18 protein-coding genes are annotated in these 19,277 nt (G+C 37.5%); 16 read left to right on the forward strand and 2 right to left on the reverse strand.

Annotated elements, in window-relative coordinates; translation table 11 throughout:
* The first annotated feature begins 10 nt into the window (after positions 1 to 10).
* Genes VXM77_RS02405 through VXM77_RS02480 form a run of 16 tightly spaced genes read left to right on the forward strand, consistent with a single transcriptional unit; the run spans position 11 to position 17,684 of the window.
* Positions 11 to 1,132: a glycosyltransferase family 4 protein gene (locus VXM77_RS02405; RefSeq protein ID WP_338506867.1), complete on the forward strand. Its 1,122-nt coding sequence runs from the start codon at positions 11 to 13 to the stop codon at positions 1,130 to 1,132.
* Complete coding sequence (locus tag VXM77_RS02410; protein WP_161831084.1) at positions 1,125 to 2,186, forward strand: glycosyltransferase; 1,062 nt, start codon at positions 1,125 to 1,127, stop codon at positions 2,184 to 2,186. The genes VXM77_RS02405 and VXM77_RS02410 overlap by 8 nt, the downstream gene beginning before the upstream one ends.
* A 10-nt stretch (positions 2,187 to 2,196) precedes the next feature.
* Positions 2,197 to 2,790, forward strand: coding sequence for an acyltransferase (locus tag VXM77_RS02415; RefSeq protein WP_304940769.1), 594 nt, complete (start codon positions 2,197 to 2,199; stop codon positions 2,788 to 2,790).
* Between the two features lie 19 nt (positions 2,791 to 2,809).
* Positions 2,810 to 3,916 (forward strand): glycosyltransferase family 1 protein, encoded by a 1,107-nt coding sequence (locus VXM77_RS02420; RefSeq protein ID WP_161831085.1) that lies wholly within the window; start codon positions 2,810 to 2,812, stop codon positions 3,914 to 3,916.
* Positions 3,917 to 3,931: 15 nt separating this feature from the next.
* Positions 3,932 to 4,810, forward strand: coding sequence for a glycosyltransferase family 2 protein (locus tag VXM77_RS02425; protein WP_338506876.1), 879 nt, complete (start codon positions 3,932 to 3,934; stop codon positions 4,808 to 4,810).
* A gap of 15 nt (positions 4,811 to 4,825) precedes the next feature.
* Complete coding sequence (locus VXM77_RS02430; protein ID WP_161831087.1) at positions 4,826 to 5,887, forward strand: EpsG family protein; 1,062 nt, start codon at positions 4,826 to 4,828, stop codon at positions 5,885 to 5,887.
* 21 nt (positions 5,888 to 5,908) lie between these two features.
* Positions 5,909 to 6,664, forward strand: coding sequence for a glycosyltransferase (locus tag VXM77_RS02435; RefSeq protein ID WP_161831088.1), 756 nt, complete (start codon positions 5,909 to 5,911; stop codon positions 6,662 to 6,664).
* 4 nt (positions 6,665 to 6,668) lie between these two features.
* Entirely contained in the window at positions 6,669 to 7,721 is a 1,053-nt protein-coding gene (locus tag VXM77_RS02440) for a glycosyltransferase family 2 protein (protein ID WP_161831089.1), read from the forward strand.
* Positions 7,722 to 7,732: 11 nt separating this feature from the next.
* On the forward strand, positions 7,733 to 8,923 hold the full coding sequence (locus VXM77_RS02445) for a glycosyltransferase (RefSeq protein WP_338506881.1): 1,191 nt from the start codon (positions 7,733 to 7,735) through the stop codon (positions 8,921 to 8,923).
* 12 nt (positions 8,924 to 8,935) lie between these two features.
* Complete coding sequence (locus VXM77_RS02450; RefSeq protein ID WP_338506883.1) at positions 8,936 to 9,967, forward strand: glycosyltransferase family 2 protein; 1,032 nt, start codon at positions 8,936 to 8,938, stop codon at positions 9,965 to 9,967.
* Positions 9,964 to 11,070: a polysaccharide pyruvyl transferase family protein gene (locus VXM77_RS02455; protein WP_338506886.1), complete on the forward strand. Its 1,107-nt coding sequence runs from the start codon at positions 9,964 to 9,966 to the stop codon at positions 11,068 to 11,070. The genes VXM77_RS02450 and VXM77_RS02455 overlap by 4 nt, the downstream gene beginning before the upstream one ends.
* Positions 11,071 to 11,072: 2 nt before the next feature.
* Positions 11,073 to 12,281 (forward strand): glycosyltransferase, encoded by a 1,209-nt coding sequence (locus VXM77_RS02460; protein WP_338506889.1) that lies wholly within the window; start codon positions 11,073 to 11,075, stop codon positions 12,279 to 12,281.
* The gene (locus tag VXM77_RS02465) at positions 12,278 to 13,825 is read left to right on the forward strand and encodes an oligosaccharide flippase family protein (protein ID WP_338506891.1); all 1,548 of its coding nucleotides are present in this window, start codon (positions 12,278 to 12,280) and stop codon (positions 13,823 to 13,825) included. Before VXM77_RS02460 ends, VXM77_RS02465 begins: the two co-directional genes overlap by 4 nt.
* Positions 13,826 to 13,853: 28 nt before the next feature.
* Positions 13,854 to 15,551 carry a hypothetical protein gene (locus tag VXM77_RS02470; RefSeq protein ID WP_338506892.1) on the forward strand — a complete coding sequence of 566 codons (1,698 nt, stop codon included), beginning with the start codon at positions 13,854 to 13,856 and terminating at the stop codon, positions 15,549 to 15,551.
* A gap of 9 nt (positions 15,552 to 15,560) precedes the next feature.
* Entirely contained in the window at positions 15,561 to 16,631 is a 1,071-nt protein-coding gene (locus tag VXM77_RS02475) for an acyltransferase family protein (RefSeq protein WP_338506895.1), read from the forward strand.
* A 12-nt stretch (positions 16,632 to 16,643) separates the two neighbouring features.
* On the forward strand, positions 16,644 to 17,684 hold the full coding sequence (locus VXM77_RS02480) for an acyltransferase (protein ID WP_338506898.1): 1,041 nt from the start codon (positions 16,644 to 16,646) through the stop codon (positions 17,682 to 17,684).
* 84 nt (positions 17,685 to 17,768) lie between these two features.
* Here the strand turns inward: VXM77_RS02480 and VXM77_RS02485 are convergent, their stop codons facing one another.
* The gene (locus VXM77_RS02485; protein WP_338507421.1) at positions 17,769 to 19,064 is read right to left on the reverse strand and encodes an IS66 family transposase; all 1,296 of its coding nucleotides are present in this window, start codon (positions 19,062 to 19,064) and stop codon (positions 17,769 to 17,771) included.
* Positions 19,061 to 19,273, reverse strand: coding sequence for a hypothetical protein (locus tag VXM77_RS02490; protein ID WP_338505928.1), 213 nt, complete (start codon positions 19,271 to 19,273; stop codon positions 19,061 to 19,063). Before VXM77_RS02490 ends, VXM77_RS02485 begins: the two co-directional genes overlap by 4 nt.
* Between the last annotated feature and the right edge of the window lie 4 nt (positions 19,274 to 19,277).

Raw genomic sequence — 19,277 nt, forward strand, 5'->3', positions numbered from 1 at the left:
GGGAGAGACAATGCAAAAGGTACTTTATATTACAACGCTAAGTCGAACAATCAATGCTTTTTTAGTTCCACATATTCAGTTTTTAATGAATCAAGGAATTAAGGTTGATTGCGCGTGTTTTGTTGATAAAGAAATAGATCCCACGTTAATTGAAAGTGGCGTCAAGGTGTATAATGTTCCCTTTAGCCGGAATCCATTAGGTTTAAATAATTACCAGGCTTTTCAAAAGTTACAAAAGATTCAGGCTGAGGAGAATTACGACTATATCCATGTTCATACTCCAATTGCGGGGCTATATGGGCGTTTGTTAAAATTGAAATTTAAAAATTTAACGTCAATTTATACGGCGCATGGTTTTCACTTCCATAAGGGAGGAAGCAAACTAGGGTGGCTATTGTATTATCCGATTGAACGTCTAATGGCCCCCCTTACGGATATGTTAATTACAATTAACGGGGAAGACTACGAACGTGCATTACGATTTCCTATTAAGAAGGTATTTAAGGTAAATGGGGTAGGAATTGATTTTGAAACATACGGTGTGGAGGATTTAGACAGAAATGTATTAAGAGCAAAATACGATCTTAAACCAGAGGATTTCGTAATTGCGATGATTGCAGAAGTAAATGAAAATAAAAATCACCGTCAAATCATTGAGGCTGTTCATTTACTAAAGCAACGCAATATTTCGGTCAAGGTTCTATGTGCTGGAGAAGGTGTTCTATTTGATCAAGTTCGTGAAGTAATTAAGGAAAAAGGCTTGGAATCGAATATTCGCTTACTCGGGTTTACCCAAAACGTGAAAGAGGTTATTGCGGTTTCAGATATTGGGGTCTTACTTTCTTATCGCGAGGGGTTGCCCCGCAGCGTCATGGAATTGATGTGTTGTAAGAAGCCTGTGATTGGAACGAATATCCGTGGAAATCGAGATTTGATTATCCATGAAAAAACAGGTTATCTAGTTCCTATTAATGATGCGTTACAAACCGCGAATTATATTGAAAATTTTGTTCGCAATTCCCAGTTAATTGAGACTATGGGGGCGGCCTCTTATGAGGCGATAAAGGAGTTTAGTATGGATACCGTTTTAAAACAGATGGAAGTATTGTGGGGGGGGGCCATAGATGAGTAGGTTAGTGAGTTTGATTGTTCCTGTCTATAATGCGGAGGGGTATTTAAGCCGTTGCCTTGAAAGTCTGTTAAACCAGACGTATCCTTTGATTGAAATTATTTGCGTCAATGATGGGTCAATGGATCGAAGTTTAGAAATCATAAGAGAATACAAACGCCAAGATAATCGGATTCAATTAATTGATAAAAGGAATACAGGAGTTTCAGATTCACGCAATCAGGCCCTCAAAAAGATAACAGGACATTATGTCATGTTTGTAGATAGCGATGACTGGCTTTCTCCCAACACAGTAGAGGTTTTAATTGAGGAAGCAGTTGATTCAAATAGCGATTTAGTAATGTGTGGTTATGTGCGAGAATTTTCTAATCGTTCCAAAGAGAAAGTATTTAATTTACCTGATCGCGTCGTATATGAAGGGGAAGAAGTGGGGCACTTACAAAGACGTCTTTTTGGTCCGATTAATAGTGAACTAGGAAGTCCAGAGACATTAGATGCCCTTGGAACCGTTTGGGCAAAGCTATATAAGGCGGAGATTATTCAACAACAGAATCTTCAGTTTACTGATTTAAAGATGATTGGTTCAAACGAAGATGGTTTATTCAATATTCAAGCGTTTGAATATTTAAAGAAAGTCGTGTTTATTAACCAGCCACTTTACCATTATTGGAAAGAAAATGCGAATTCAATTACATCGAGACATAATCCACATTTAATGACACAGTGGAAAACACTATTTTCTAAAATGGAACATCAAATCAAAATGAATAATAAGGATGAGGCATATGCGGAGGCGTTACGAAATAGAAAATGTTTATCCTTATTAGGGCTTGGATTAAATGAAAGTTTTGATGGGGATAAAGAAAGATTTAGCAAAAAGATTTCGCGTTGGAAAGAAATTCTTCACGATGAAGAAATAGCCGCCGCGTATGAAGAGTTTTTGCCAGAAGCCTTTCCTCCTCATTGGCGAATGTTTTATTCATGTAATAAAAGAAAATTGGCGTTACCGTCTTTCCTAATTATTTTAGGAATCGATTTTTTAAGAAAACGAATATAGGGTGAAGAAGATGATAAAAAAGGTAATAACAACGATTAAAAAGCAGGCATCTGACCGAGGACTATATTTCTCCTTGCTAATGAATATAGCCCAATTAAAAGGAATGATGCGTGCAAGATGGTGCAAATGGGTTTACTTAAAAAATATGAATGCCCAGCTATTTACGATGGAATCAAAGAGCCGATTTGAAATTTTTAATAAAAGGGCTCAGGTCAACATCGGTAAATTTGTATACATCAGAAGAAACTGTCGCTTTCGGGTAGATTTTTCTGGGAAGCTAACGCTTGGCGAATATGTTTTTATTAATGATAACTGTAATATAAATTGCGTGGAAGAAGTTTATATCGGTGAGTATACAAAAATTGCACCGAATGTGTGTATTAATGACCATGATCATAATTATAAGCATGAAGGTGATCAACACTTAATTAAAACGCCAGTGAGAATTGGAAAAAACGTTTGGATTGGTGCGAATACGGTGATTTTACGCGGAACGACGATTGGGGACAACGCAGTTATCGCGGCTGGAAGTATTGTCAAAGGTCATGTCGAAGCCAACACAGTTTATTATAATAAGCGAACAAGCGTGCAAGTAGAGTTTTAAGAAGATAAGGAGAATAGGGATGGAACCAATCAGAATATTACAAGTGGTGACTGCAATGAACCGCGGTGGACTTGAAACAATGCTTATGAACTATTATCGTAAATTAGACAAAGGTCTCTATCAATTTGATTTCTTAGTTCATCGTCAGGAGCGCGGAGATTACGATGACGAAATTGAAGAATTAGGCGGTAAAATATATCGATTAAGTAGTATTCGTCCGGGTCATTATAAAAAATATTTTAAAGAACTTGATGATTTCTTTTCCAAACATCAAGAGTATCGTGTCGTTCATGCCCATATTAATGAAAATAGTGGATTTGCGTTACGAGCAGCTAAAAAATACGGAGTGCCCTGTCGAATTGCACATAGCCATTTAGCTGACTTAAAGTTAGATTATAAGTATCCGTTTAGATGGTATGGCAGAAGATATCTCAAACCCAATGCGAATTATTACTATGCGTGTTCTGATCAGGCGGGTCAATGGTTATTTGGCGGAATGGTAGAGAAATCCCAAATTAAAGTTTTACCGAACGCCGTAGATTTAGACGATTTTAAAATGAACCCGTTAATTCGCGAGGAAACACGACGCAATCTGAATTTGACGGATGAATTTGTAATTGGTCACGTGGGAAGATTTAACCCTCAGAAGAATCATGACTTTTTAATTGAGGTATTTAATGAAATTCAAAAACGATGTGATAAAGCAGTACTTTTATTAGTTGGAGAGGGATACCTAGAGGATAAGATAAAAGAGAAGGTAAAAGAAATGGGGCTTGAGAACAAAGTTCGTTTCCTTGGATTACGAAAGGATATCAAATCCCTCATGCAGGCGATGGACCTCTTTCTATTTCCCTCTTTATTTGAAGGACTTCCTGTTGTCTTAGTAGAAGCACAAGCCTCAGGTTTAAAATGTGTGACATCGACAGGGGTGACCTCAGAAGCAAACCTATGTGGCGAGGTTGAATTCATCGATTTAAATGAGGGCGCAAGCCAATGGGCAGAAAAAATTCTATCCCTTAATTATGATAAAAAAGATTATACTGATATCCTAACTCAAAAGGGGTACAGCAGTAATCAAAGTTCAGCGGAACTACTCAAATTTTATTTAGAATTTTATAAAGGATAAAAAGGGGAAAATAAAATGGCAACTTTAACAGTATTCACACCCGCGTACAATCGTGCCTATACGCTACACAAATGCTACGAAAGTTTAAAGCGTCAAACATCAAAAGATTTCGTTTGGTTAATTATCGATGATGGCTCAACCGATCATACGAAAGAACTAGTGAGCACGTGGATTGAACAAAATGAAATTCCAATTCAATACCACTACCAACAAAACCAAGGAATGCACGGGGCCCATAACACGGCTTACGAATTGATGGAGACTGAATTAAACGTTTGTATCGATTCAGATGACTACTTAACAGATTGGGCGATTGAAAAAATCATTGAGTGTTGGCAAAAAAATAAAAATCCAAAACTTGCTGGAATTGCAGCACTTGATGGATATAGCGACATAGAAGTTTTAGGAGATAGATTTCCTGATAATGTTAAACAATCAACTTACTGGGACCTTTATCATAAATACCAATTACGTGGCGATAAAAAACTCATTTATCGTACAGATTTAATGAAAAAGAACCCGTATCCGATTTTTGAGGGAGAAAAATACGTAGGACTTGGGTATAAATATGCCAAACTCGACGAGGAATATGAACTAGTGACATTAAATGAAATTGTCTGTGTGGTTGAATATATGGAAGATGGATCGTCGTTAAACATGTTTAAACAATATGTGAAAAACCCACGAGGATTTGCGTTTATCCGAATGGAAGATATGAAAAACCCGCGTGCTTCCCTCGGATTTAAATTTAAAGCATGCGTTCATTATGTGTCGAGTAGTTTAATTGCGAAAGATAAAACATTTTTAAGAAAATCGCCTTTAAAAGGATTAACACTATTAGCCTTCCCATTTGGATGTTTACTTTATTTATACGTCATTAAAAGGGCAAAATAGGGGAGGGGATAGGAAATGGTCGTTTGTTTAATATTAGTATTGATTTCATATCTTCTTCTTTTTATGGCCCGTCAAGTCGAAAATAAAAATAAGGGCTTGGCTTTAACAACGATCGGAATCGTTATTGTGGCTTTTTGTTTAATCTCAGGTTTTAGAAGTAATATTGGAGATACTGAAACTTACATGCAAAGTTACACCGTTTTAGCTAATAATCAGTCCATGGAATTTAGTCAGGATGTTGGCTTTAATACGATGAGTTTATTTTTAACTTACCTGTCCCCAGATCCGCAACTCTTGATTTTATTTACAGCAATTATTATTGCGGTCTGTAATCTAGTGACTTTGGCACGCTATCGAAAGTATAGTTATTATGAGCTTCAAGTGTATCTTTATGTTACAAGTGGATACTTTCTAACGACAATGAATGGAATCCGCCAGGCCCTATCAGCTGCGATTTTATTTTCCTTTACGCATCTTATTACAAAGGGGAAATTCCTCTTATATTTAATTGTGGTTTTAGTGGTTTCAACATTCCATCAATCAGCGTTAGTCATGATTCCTGTTTATTTTTTAGCGCGATTAAAACCGTGGTCAAAACGGTTAATGCTCATCTCATTAATGGTGTTTGGCTTTGTTATCGCCTTTGATACGATGCTACCTTTTGTATTTGATGTCCTTCAAAATACACAGTATGGATATTACGAAGAGTATTTTATGGAAAATAACTGGGGGGGATCGAGCTTAATTCGTACCGTGATTAACTATGTACCCGTCGGACTTGCGTTTATGCTTCGTCGCGAAATTAAGGAGAAATGGAGCGAGAGTGATATTTTTGTCAATATGTCTTTATTTAATGCGTTAGTCATGACGGTATCATTAAAGAATTGGATCTTTGCCCGTTTTTCTTATTATTTTCAACCGTATAATTTTGTGCTTCTTCCCCTCATCGTGTCGGTCTTACCAAGAGAAAAAGAGCGAAGAGTACTTTATTATTTATTATTAGTCTGCTACTTAATTTTTATGTTAGTTGAGCAGACAGGATTAGTTTACGAATCCAATTATTTAAACTTATTTTAAGAATAAAGAGGTGATTATGAGATGAAAGAGAGTGTGGCATCGATTCCTAAGGTGATTCATTATTGTTGGTTTGGTGGAGCAGAAAAACCGGCGATTGTTCAAAAGTGTATTAATAGTTGGAAAACCCATCTAACAGATTATGAAATTATCGAATGGAATGAAGAAAACTTTGATATAGAGGCGCATCCTTTTACAAAAGCCGCTTATGAGATAGGGAATTATGCCTTTGTTAGTGACTATGTACGGGTTTATGCGCTTTATCATCAGGGCGGAATTTATTTAGATACGGATACGGAGATTTATCAAAGTTTAAATCCATTTCTAAATGAGGACTCTTTTTGGGGATTTGAGGAGAAAAACTTTATTGCAACGAGTTTAATTGGAGCCAAGCCATTTAATTCATTAATCCAGGAGTTTTTAGCCTTTTATGATACAGTCGAGTTAATTAATAAGGAAGGCGAAGTAAAGAAATTTACGAATGTCACAGTTGTGACAGAGATCCTTCAAAATAAAGGGATTCAATTAAATGGGGCGTATCAAAAAATTGAGGGAGTGATGACGCTATATCCTCAAGAGTATTTTTCTCCATACGATTATATTAATTGCTATTCGAAGGCAACGCCAAAGACGTATGCCATCCATCACTTCCACAAAAGCTGGCTTCCACTTTCGACCCGGGTTAAATCGGGAATTAAGAAAGGGGTTGTGAAAGTCATTGGCGGGCAACGTCTAGCGAGGCTTAGACAACTTAAAGATCAGAAGTTAGGGGGAAAATAATTCAATGGATAAAGTTAGTATCGTCGTTCCAATTTATAATGCCCAAGATAAATTAAAAAAGTGTTTAAAGTCATTAATCCATCAAACCTATCGTGAGTTAGAAATTATTCTTGTCAATGATGGATCAACGGATAGAAGTCAAAAAATTTGCGAGCAATTCTTACAGAAGGATTCTCGCATTCTTTTAATTAATAAAAAAAATGAAGGATCAATTGCTACTCGCCAACGTGGAATAGATGAAGCGACGGGGAAATATATCATGTTTGTCGATGCCGATGATTGGGTGCATCCATGTATGGTAGAACGATTAATGGGACAGGTAGCGGACGATCCAGATATCGTTGTTTGTAATTGCTATCGCGTTCTTAGTGATCGCGCGCTATTAAAACGAAAAAATGAGAGTCACTATTTTAAAGAAAATACAACCGTGAAGGGTGACGCGATCCGTACTCAAATTGTCGAAGCCTTCTTTCACGGACACCCGTTTCCGGCTACGCTATATGCGAAACTCTTTAAAAGTGAACTTCTCAAGAAAAGTGGTCAATATGTTCAACGCCTTAAGTTTTTAGGGGACGATCTATACTTGAATTTAGAAGTCTTCTTAAAAGCAAACTCAATTAAAATCATCGATGATCCCCTCTATTATTACCGAGCAGGCGGAAATACGTCGCGATATATGCCCCATCATTTTCACGATATAACGGAGGGGTACTGTATTCAAAAAGAAGTGATTGAACACTACTATCAGGATAGTTTGAGTAAGCATCTAGGTGGGATTAGTATCATGCTTCTTAATTCGTTTAAATTATCGTTACAGAACCTTTGGGCGAGTCCAATGACCGATCAGGAGAAGGCAGGGATGATTAAACGTTACTGTGAGCATCCTGCTATTGTGGAGGCAACGATGAATGCAGATGCGAATAAGTATTTTTCAGCAGACTACTTAACTGCGATTAAGCATCAACATGTTGAAACACTCGCACAGTTAGGGCTATCGCAATATGAGTCTTTTAGGAAACGTCAGCGAAAATTAGCGCTTCTCGCGAAAGTATTATAGGAGGAAAGCGAATGAAAAAAGTACTGATTACATCATTTGATATGGAAATAGGAGGCGTTGAGCGAAGTCTTATCGGATTATTGAGCCATTTTAATTATACAGATCATGAAGTCGATTTACTCATCTATAGCCATACCGGGGATTTCATGACACTGTTACCATCGGAGCCGCATTTATTACCAGAAAATCCGCAGTATAAGACGTTTAGACAGGGAATTAAAGAGGTCCTTTTAAATCGATATTTTTCATTAGCTGTTGCGCGACTCTATGCTAATTTTGCCGCGAAACGATATGGTCGTAAACATCAATTTAAAGAATCAGGTATTTACCAAATGCAATTGATTTGGGAAAAGTGCCTTCCGTTTCTTAAACCGGTTGAAAAGGAATATGATGTGGCGATTAGTTATTTGTGGCCGCATTATTTCGTCGCAAATAAGGTAAAGGCTAAAACAAAAATTGCGTGGATTCATACGGATTATTCGACGATGGAAACAGACGTAGAGATGGATACAAAAGTTTGGTCGCAATATGATTACATCATTTCCATTTCAGACCACGTGACGAAATCTTTTTTAAAGCAATACCCAACGTTATCAAATAAGATTATCATGATTGAAAATATTATTTCTCCTTCGTTTATTCAAGCGATGTCGTTAGAGGAAGCGTCTCTTCCATTCGACCAGAATAACTTCAACCTTCTTTCAGTGGGAAGATTATGTTACCCAAAAGGATATGATCATGCGATTAAGGCGCTTCGAATTCTTCACGATAAAGGGTATACGAATATTAAGTGGTATGTGGTTGGATATGGTGGTGACGAGCCGATGTTAAGAGATTTAATTGCAGAAAATGGATTAGAGGATAGCTTTATTTTACTCGGCAAACAAATGAATCCTTATCCGTATATTAAGGCGTGTGATTTATACGTGCAACCGTCTCGATATGAGGGGAAAGCCGTGACTGTAACGGAGGCACAAATTTTACATAAGCCCGTTTTAATCACTAATTATGAAACAGCAAAAAGTCAGTTGAAAGATGGATTTGATGGATGGATTACCGAAAAATCAATTGAGGGAATTGCTCAAGGGATAGAAAAGTTATATTTAGATGTCCCATTGCGAGAAACGTTAGTTAAAGGTTGCGAGCAAACGAATTACGGTAATGCGGACGAATTAGAAAAATTATATGCTTTATTTAGATAGGTGGAGGATGAAATGAATCAAGTACAAGTGAGCATCATTATTCCAGTCTATAATGCGAAAGAATATTTAGCAAAATGTATTGAAGGTGTGTTGAATCAAACGTATTCAGACTTCGAACTTATTTTAATTAATGATGGGTCAACCGACGGAAGTGAGTCTATTTTAAAAGAGTTTTGCGCTCGTGATTCCCGCGTTCAATATTATAATCAGGTCAATAGTGGACCCTCTTCAGCGAGAAATTATGGATTAACAAAAGCTACGGGTGAGTTTGTCTGCTTTATTGATGCGGATGATTATATTCCGAGCGAGTACCTTGAAAAATTGATGGAACTCGCCATCAAAAATGATGTAGTGACGTGCGGTTATATTGAAATCAGTCCATATGGACGCGTCGCTTTAAATGATTTTTATCGCTCAAGCCATTCACTCACAACCGATGAATTTGTTGAAGGTGTTTTAAGAGGAGTAGGGGGAACGCTTTGGGGAAAAGTTTACCGACGTTCGATTATCATGGAGCACCAGTTGCAGTTAAATCCGCAAGTTTATATGTGTGAAGATTTACTATTTAATTTGGATTATGCCCAATATGCCTCTCACTTTGGCGCGATTGAGGAATGTCTTTATGAATACAACCGATTAAATGAAGGGAGTATTACATCAAAGGTGACGCTTCCGTATCTTGAAAACAACCACGTGGTCATTGAAAAAATGCGCGACTTGTTAGGAAGGTTAGGATGGACTCAGGAAAAAATAGACGTTATTTTATCGAACCGAATGATTTCGTTGACGCTTTCCATTGCTTCAAATGAGTCGGCGAATGTCAATAAAGTGGGGTTAAAAAAGTGTTGTGCGCAATTAGACGCTTTATTAATGGATGCGAATGTACGACAATATTTTACGAATTATGAACCGATGAGGGGGGTTTTAGATCGAGGCGGGTATTATTTAAAACATAGACAATTAAGACGTGCTGTAGTTAGTTTTTATGTGACTTTACAATTGCGTCGTATCAAATTATGGATTAAGAAAAGGAGTAGGGTATGAAGAAGATATTTGTAGATGTTTATCTCTCATTTAATTTTGGGGATGATTTGTTCCTCGATATATTAGCTAAAAGATTTCCCCATTCACAGTTTACTGTTAACTATGTCGGGGAAAATTACGATGAGTTTTTAAAAAGATACCCAAATGTTAAACGTCGCACGTATACCTCTGTTCACAAGGTCATGCAGCGATTAAAAATTAAAGATACGTTGACGGACTATCAATCGATTGCTAAGGAGCAAGATGCGTTAGTCTTTATCGGCGGATCTATCTTTCGTGAAGAATCCTTTCACGAAGCCTTGTACGCAGACCGTTTAAAAATGGTTCAAGCGTTTAAAGCACTAAATAAACCTGTCTATATTATAGGGGCCAACTTCGGTCCAGTTAAAACGCAAAAGTTTGTAGAGGATTATCGTCGCTTTTATGAGTTATGCACAGATGTGTGTTTTCGCGATCAAGCCTCGTATCAAATTTTCCAAGGCATGCCTAACGTTCGCCTAGCCCCTGACGTGATTTTTAGTTTAGATCTTGAAAACTATACTGTAAAAACGCCGCTTAAACGCGTTGGCTTTTCAGTCATCGACGTTCACCATAAAGAAGGATTAGCCGACCGCGAAGAGGCCTACTTACAATCGACGATGCAAACGATAGAACAACTCACAAAAGAGGGATATGAATGCTGGTTACTCTCTTTTTGCGCCAATGAAGGAGATACGGGAGTTCTTCATAAACTATTAGAACGACTTCCTAATTCAGTTAAATCCCACGTCAAGACCTATGAGTATACGGGAGATATTGAGGCACTTATTTTACTCATGTCAACCTTCCAAATGTGTGTAGCGGCTCGCTTCCACGCCAATATTATTTCTTTATTATTAAATGTCGGGATTATGCCTGTAATTTATAGCTCTAAAACAACTCAGATGCTTAAAGACTTAAAACTCGATCACCTATTAATTGAGATGGACGGTCTAGAGCAAATGCATGATGAACAGACGTTAAGGAGTGCCTTTAATAATAAAGCAAATATCGAACAAACCAAATTCGATGCAAACCGTCAATTTGAGGCATTATCAAAATTTATAGGGCAGGGGAACGATTAACGATGAAGAAAAAATTATTATTTGTGATTGATTCCTTGCCGTGTGCAGGAGCTGAAAAAAGCTTAATTACGTTATTGTCTCAACTTGATTATGAGCAGTATGAAGTAGATTTACAGTTGTTCGCCTATGGATGGACATTAGATGAATTAGTTCCTAAGGAAGTGAATTTTTTACCGCCCCTTTCGTATACGAATTATTCTAACCAAAGCCTGAAGCAGATGATTCTAAACTGTAGAAATCTTACCCAATTTAAAATGATTGTTGCCCGATTAAGATACTCGTTATTCATTCGTAAAGGACACTTAACCAATGCCCAAATGGCTCGTTTATATTGGCAAAGCATCGGTTCAGTTATCGAGAAAAATGAGAAGGTGTATGATGTCGCAATTAGTTACGCTCAAGGAATTCCAACTTTTTATGTGGCAGATAAGACGCGAGCGGCGAAAAAATATGCTTGGGTCAATGTTTCTTATACGCTAGGGGAAGAAGACCGGTTATTCCAAGAAAAATACTATCAAGCGTATGAGCGAATTGTAGCTGTCTCGGAATCAGCAGAAGAAATTTTCTTAGAAAGCTTTCCAATGTTTAAAGATCGAATGACAATTATTTATGACATCAATGATTATCAGATGATTAAGCGGATGTCTGAATTAGAACCAGAATTTAAGTTAGATGTGCCACACTTAAAGTTGTTAACGATCGGGCGTTTGAATCATCAAAAAGGATATGATATTGCTTTAGAAGCTGCTCGCCTACTTAAGGAAAGAGGGATTTTGTTTACTTGGTATGTCCTCGGAAAAGGGGGACTGTATGATGAAATCAAGCAAACGATTCAAAAGTACGGGCTAGAAAAAGAATTTATTTTGCTTGGAATTACTGCTAATCCTTATCCAATGATTAAACAATGTGATATTTATGTTCAAACTTCAAAATTTGAAGGATACGGGTTAGCCATTGCCGAAGCTAGGATGTTAAACAAGCCAGTCGTGACGACAAAGTTTGATGCCGTATTTAATCAAATGGTGCATGAGAAGAACGGATTGGTAACGACGATGGATGGAGTAGGCGTTGCAGATGGCATTGAACGTTTATTGAAAGAACCTGACCTTTACCACGCGATTGTTGATTACCTGAACCAGGAGAAAAAAGGTAACGTTGAAGAAATTGCGTATTTTTATCAATTAATTGAGAAGGGAACGGGTCGATCATGAGAACAAGTCACTCCATTAAAAATATAACAATTGGGATTACGACCCAAATTATTATTACCCTGTTGGGATTTGTTTCAAGGCGAATCTTTATTGATAGCCTTGGAACAGAATATCTCGGAGTGAATGGGGTTTTAACGAATGTGTTAACAGCGATGGTTTTATTAGAGGGCGGTATTGGGATTAGTATTGTCTACAATTTATATAAACCGTTGGCTGAAAATAATCAGAAATTAGTGACGGCGCTAATCCGTCTGTATAAAAAAGCTTATTTGTTTTTGGCCGCTATCATCTTTCTTATTTGTTTAGCATTGTTTCCATTCTTAGATGTTTTGATTAAGTCTGAAACGGAGATTCCGTATTTAGGGCTCGTGTATTGGATTTTTGTTGCTAAATGTTTGGCTTCTTATTTAATTGCAGATAAAACAGCTTTGATTAATGCTGATCAAAAGGGATATATTTTAGCGAAGTATAATTTATACTTTCAAGTATTAAGCATGGTTGTTAAAATTATTATTTTGCTTGCGACGAAGAACTATGTCTTATTCTTAGCGATTGAGTTGGCTTTATATATTATTCAAAATAGTTATAGTGTTTATCTTGTGAAAAAGATGTATCCTTATCTTTTGATGAAGGAAAAATGCGAAATTGAGCCTGAGGTAAAAGCGAATATTATCACGAATGTGAAGGCGATGTTTATTCAAAACATTGGATATTATGCGATTAATGGGACGGATAATTTAGTTATCACGGCGTTTATTAATGTCATTACGGTTGGGTTTTATTCAAATTATGCCATGATTATTTCGCAGTTGAGTAATATTTTAAATCCGATTATTAATGGGATTGGAAATAGTGTTGGAAATTTAATTGCAACGGAGTCAAAGGAAAAGACGTATGCGATTTATAATATGACGCAACTGATTACCTTTTGGGTTTATTCGGTGTGTACGATTGCTCTTTTTAATGTGTTAGAGCCGTTTATTGATTTATGGCTTGGAGAAGGGTTCTTACTTGATAAGGTGACGTTTATGATTATTTTATTGAACTTTTATTTAATGGGGGTTCACCAGACGTTAAAGACTTTTAAAAGTAAGGCCGGGTTGTTTGCTCAGGATAAGTATGCGTATTTAATTGAAGGTCTTTTAAATTTATTTTTATCGATTGTGTTCGTGCAAAAATTAGGGCTTGCAGGTGTTTTCTTAGGAACAACGGTGAGTTATTTACTTGTTTCTTTTTGGAATCAACCGCGTATTTTATTCCACCATTATTTTCATCAACCGGTGTTTCGTTATTATTTAGATTATTTGATGAAGGTTGGATTAATGATTGGAGCGGGATATCTTTCATCTGTTATTTGCCAATGGATCACGCTTCCATCTTTATTCCTATCGATTATCTTCAAGGGGATGGTTACGGTCATCGTCCCAAGTTTGATTTATGCGATCGTCTTTTATCAAACAGATGCGTTTCAGTATATTTGGAATAATCTTGTGAAACGAATGATTTTGAGTAAGATACCTGTCTTCAAAAAATATAGTTCATGATAGATGATGAAGAGAGTAGGAGGAGAAGATGAAAAAGCAGTATTTACGATTAGAGCAACGTTTGATGGAATGGATGAATCGTTGTTCTAAATCTCGTTTGATTTTATTTCTATTAGGGGGACTGTTAATTTTAAATTTAGGGGTGTTACTCATTCCAGATATCCCTCACGCCCACGACTTATCGTTTCAACTGTCAAGAATTTCGAGTCTGGCGGAGTCTTTTAAATTAGGAGAAATTCCTCGAGTTTATCTCGGCTATTTAAATAATTACGGGTATGCCAATGGACTTTTCTACGGGGATTTACTCCTGTACATTCCAGCGCTACTCGTTTGTTTGGGAATGAATGTTGTTTTAGCTTATAAACTTTTTCTTGTTTTGGTGACTGTCGCAACGATGGCGACCGTTTATTTTTGTGTTCAAACATTAGTTAACTCGCGTTATGCGAGTTTAGTTGCGGTCACGCTCTGCACGTTATCTAGCTATCGGGTGATTGATATTTTCATTCGTGGAGCATTAGCGGAAGTTTGCGCGTTTATTTTTATCCCTCTCATTGTGGTTGGACTATATGAAGTCATTTATAGAAATCCGAAGCGTTGGTATTGGCTAAGTATCGGGTTTGCGGGATGTTTCTTAACGCATAACATTAGCTTCGCCTTAATGGTTGGATTTACGTTTCTCTTTGTCTGCTTCGGCGTAAAGCAATTTTTTAAAGAGAAATCACGGTTTGGATATTTAATATTGGCAACCGTTGTAACGATTGGAATGGTTAGTTATTTCCTATTTCCGATGCTTGAACAAATGATGTCAGATCAATTTGTTTTAACAACTGAAACGGTAACAGCAGACGTGGCGGGATCGACACGTTCGCTTATTGAAGTGTTTTTAGCCCTTCCATATGGAAAACATGACGGAATAGCGGGGATTGGAATCGTCTTTGTCATGGTGTTATTATTAAGATTCAACAAACGAAATGGTTGTTTTCAAATCAATCAGTTAACGGATCAACTGTTTTTATTCGCTTTATTAAGTATTTGGGCAGTGACGCCATTCTTCCCATGGAAATTAGTCCTTCGCGTGTTATCGCCATTGGCGATGATCCAATTTAGTTGGCGACTCTTTTTAACGATTACCGTCTTTTTAAGTATATTAGGGGGAATCTATGCCATGAGGACGATGACCTCAATGAAAAAAAGAGTGAGATTTTATGGTCTAATCGTCGGGTTATTAATGGTTCCTTATCTATTAAACGTAGGTGGTCAGTATGCCTCTTATTTGTATCATACACGTGTGACGGGTCTAATCCAACCTGTGGACCTTTCAACCTATAGCATCGGGTTAGGCGAATATTTACCGCTGGGTGCAAATCCAACCGAAATTTCTGAAAGAGGTGAGGTCATTATGTCAAACGACGACCAGCTCCAAGTGACATTTTCAAGAAAAGGGTTAACCTTATCGGTGAAATATCACGGGGCCTCTTCATCAGCTTATTTGGATTTACCACTGGTTTATTATAAAGGATATCAAATTGATGATCCGTCACTTACTCTCGTGAAGAGTGAGGAAGGATTGGTTCGTGTTCAATTGAATGGTCAAACAGAAGGAACCTTTACGATTGCCTATGCAGGAACACGCCTTGCCCAAGTAACAGTATGGGTGAGTTGCCTGACAACCATGGGAGTTTTGGTTTATATTTATCGAAATACAAAAAATTCGAAGCAAAGGTAGGTGCATGAATTGGAATTAACGAAAAAACAAATAGCGATGACGAAAGGCATCGCTATTCTCTTTATGTTATTGTTACATTTGTTTTGTAATAAAGCCTACGAGGGATTATTTCAGCCCTGGATTCTTATCAAAGGTGTCCCTCTCATTTATTATTTTGCCTTATTTGGGGACTGCTGTGTAGCCATCTACTGTTTCTGTTCAGGTTATGGCCTAATGATTGGCTATCAAAAAAATAACGAGGGGTATCACAAGCGAAACATCATTCGTCTCGCGAAGTTATACCTTAACTATTGGGTGATTTTTGTCATCTTTGTCATTATTCTTGGATTTATTTTTAATAAAGTTGATTTCATGCTTGGAAACCCGAAAGTCGTGCTCCTCGCCTTCCTAGGGTTAGATACAGAATATTACAACGGGGCTTGGTGGTTCCTAACAACCTATATCTTTTTAGTCCTCCTAAGCCCATTCCTCAACCGTCTTACATTAAAACTTCCAAGTGGTGTCGTGGTTGGGGCGTCGGTCATCCTTTACGTTTTAGCCTATCTTCAACGGTTTAAGGGACTTCTTTTCTTTGATGTAGAGGTGTTAGATTGGGCGGTGAGCCAACTGGCTTATTTAGGAACGTCACTCTTCCCATTTATGGTTGGAGCGGTGTTTGCTAAAAATCGAGTGTATAGCCAGTTAGCCAAAGTGGCGGATCGTTTTCCGTTTAAAAACGTCATTTGTTTACTGGTGATTGGATTCATGATTGTGGCGCACGGTATGGTGCAAACACTTTTTGTTGCCCCGTTTACAGGGATTGTTTTTATTTGTGTGTTTAATTTACTCGATAAACCAACTGGGATAAATGAATTTTTCTTATTTATTGCGAAACATTCGACCAACTTGTGGTTGACGCACATGTTCTTTTACATGGTGTATTTTAGAAAATTAGTGTTTATGCCTAAATATCCATTGTTTATTTATATGTGGTTAGTCCTTCTATGTTTAGGGGCATCTTATGTGATTCAAGCGATTTACGTACCGCTGAGTCAATGGGCGGATTGTTATTTAAAACAAAAATTAAAGATGAAGAATTAAGGAGGGATTCGGATGAATTCGACGTATCAGTATCCCCGACTTAATTTAATGAAATTTATCGGGGCATTTTTAGTGATTGCTATTCATACCCATCCCTTTTTTAATCTCTCTTGGGGATTGGACTTCTTCGTGGTCAATATTGTGGGGCGAGTAGCTGTTCCTTTTTATTTAATAACAAGCGGGTTTTTCTTCTATCCGAAAGTAGCTAATGGGATGAATAAGACGAAAATTAGAGACTATGTCCTCAAGTTGATTCAATTGTATGTAGTGTGGTCATTGATTTATTTAATGATTAATTTCTCTACTTATTTCGTTGGAAAATCGCCTGTGATTGCTCTCGTTCATGTGGTGCGAAACTTTTTGTTTACGGCCATTGATGTTCACCTATGGTATTTATCGGCTGTTGCTTTTGGAATCATCGTTATCGTCGTGATTTTAAGAATGTTCGATTGGCGCGTATTGATAGGGGTTAATGTGGGATGTATTCTCTTGCTTCTTCTGACACAAACGTATGCGGGCCTTATCCAAGGGACTGTTATCGCTTCGGTTTTAGCACTGTATGAACGTTTATTTGGTGGACTGGCTAATAGCTTTATCATGGCGATTCCTTTTTTAACGATTGGGATGCTTATTAGAAAATATGAGCTTCTGAAGAAGGACACACCAGTTGGAGGATGGTGCCTCGTCGCTTTTATCTTGTTGGTGATTGAACAACTGGGAGTCCGTGTTTTAGGGCTGGCGACGGATTATACTGTTTCTCTTTCCTTGCTTCTTTTTTCGACGCTTTTCTTTATTGAGGTGGGACGCTGGGATCAAAGGAAACCTAGTCCGCTTTTAATGAAGTATGACGCAATTTTTAGAGAGAGTAGTTTATGGATTTATTTAATTCATGTTACATTTTTAAGATTATTACTCGTCATTTATCAGCAACTGGGGATTGAAAATCCAAGGTTAATCACGTTCCTTCTAATTAGTGTGGCGTCGGTCTTGAGTTATTTTTTCGTGCGCCGATTCCGTGGCATTTATCGTAAGCACGTAATAATAACACGGTAAGCACGTAATAATAACACGGATACAAAAATAGCTACCAATCCTGTAAACTAAAAGTACAGAGTTGGTAGCTTTTATCTTATATTGTTACTGACAAATCTCTTGGACTGTTTTCGCCCATGGCAAAAAGTCCACCAATACGCCTGGATTTCGTATGAAGTCCGTATTAGGTAGTTTTTGAAAAAGATAAGTGAGATATTTGGATGGATTTAGACTGTTTGCCTTGGCTGTCTCCAGGATTGTGTATGCCATCGCATTAGCAGTCGCACCCTTCATACTGGTTGAAAAAAGGTAGTTTTTACGACCAATCGCGATGGGGCGAATCGCTTGTTCAGCTAGATTATTCGAGGCTTCAAGATTTCCATCATCTAAAAAGCGCAAAAGCTCTACCTTTTGATTGAGGGCATACATCACCGCTGTTTGAAGTTTTCCTTTCATCACATAGAAGGATTCGAGCCACTTGAAAAATTCTTCGATGACTGGTTTGATGATCAGTTGGCGCTGTTTTTGACGTTGCTCAGGAGATAAATCTTTAATCGTCTTTTCAAAACGAAAGATTTGATCGCAGTATTCGACTGCCTTTTTTGCCTTACCGTTATTTCCAGGTATCTCAAAAAACTTTCTTCTGACATGAGCCCAACATCCAACTAATTTCACGTTGGGAATATTTTTATAGCCGGAGTACCCATCACAGTGAAGATAACCTTTAAATCCTTCTAAGATAGTGGTTGCCACCGCGCGTTCACGTGTTAGATCAGCGTGGTAATAAGCTACAGGATGTTGGGCATTTTTGATGGTTCTAAATAACCAAATCCTTGATTGAGAGGTGGCAGGTTTTCCATCCGCTCGATTTAAAATTTGATACGGTGTTTCATCTGCGTGTAAAACGGTCTGTTGAACTAGTTCATCTCTCAATCGCTCATAAATCGGAAGTAACCAATCATAAGAGGTAGTGATTATCCAATTTGAGAGCGTCTTATCACTCACACTTAATCCATAGCGTGCCCATTCTGATACTTGTCGATAACAAGGAATACTTAAGACGTATTTTTGATGAAAAACTTCAGCTAACATACTCGCTCCGGCAAAGCTTCTTTGAATCGGAGCTTTTGGAGTTTCGGCACAACGAATCGGTTTAGCTTCGATCGATGCATCATGACAATCACATGCATACGCGTAGCTAATGTATCGCTTTTTATATAATCGGGCTGGAACGAAACAAACTTCGTCACGAATGATCTTTTTTCCTATCTGTTTCATTTCGTTTCCACAATTTGTACATAAGCAGTCTTCTCCATGTAATTGACAATGGATTTCCTCAATTGGTAAGTCCTTGATTAATTCTGCCTTCCTTCCCTTTTGTTTTTTACGTCGATAGGTTATTTCTTCGACGGTTTGGTCTTCAGTTGTCTCTGTCTCTTCAAAAAATTATCTGGATTAAATAATGAAATTTGGCCGTCGGCTACTTTAGTCTTTTCACTCGAAGATCCAAATAGCTTTTTATTTAGGTACTGAATTTGTTCAGTTAGTTGGCGAACTTGTTCCAGAAGTGCCTTATTTTGTTCCATTAATTGTTGTTCAAGTTCTGTCATCAAA

The organism is Turicibacter sp. KK003 (genome assembly GCF_037014675.1).
GTDB classification, from domain to species: Bacteria; Bacillota_I; Bacilli_A; order MOL361; family Turicibacteraceae; genus Turicibacter; species Turicibacter faecis.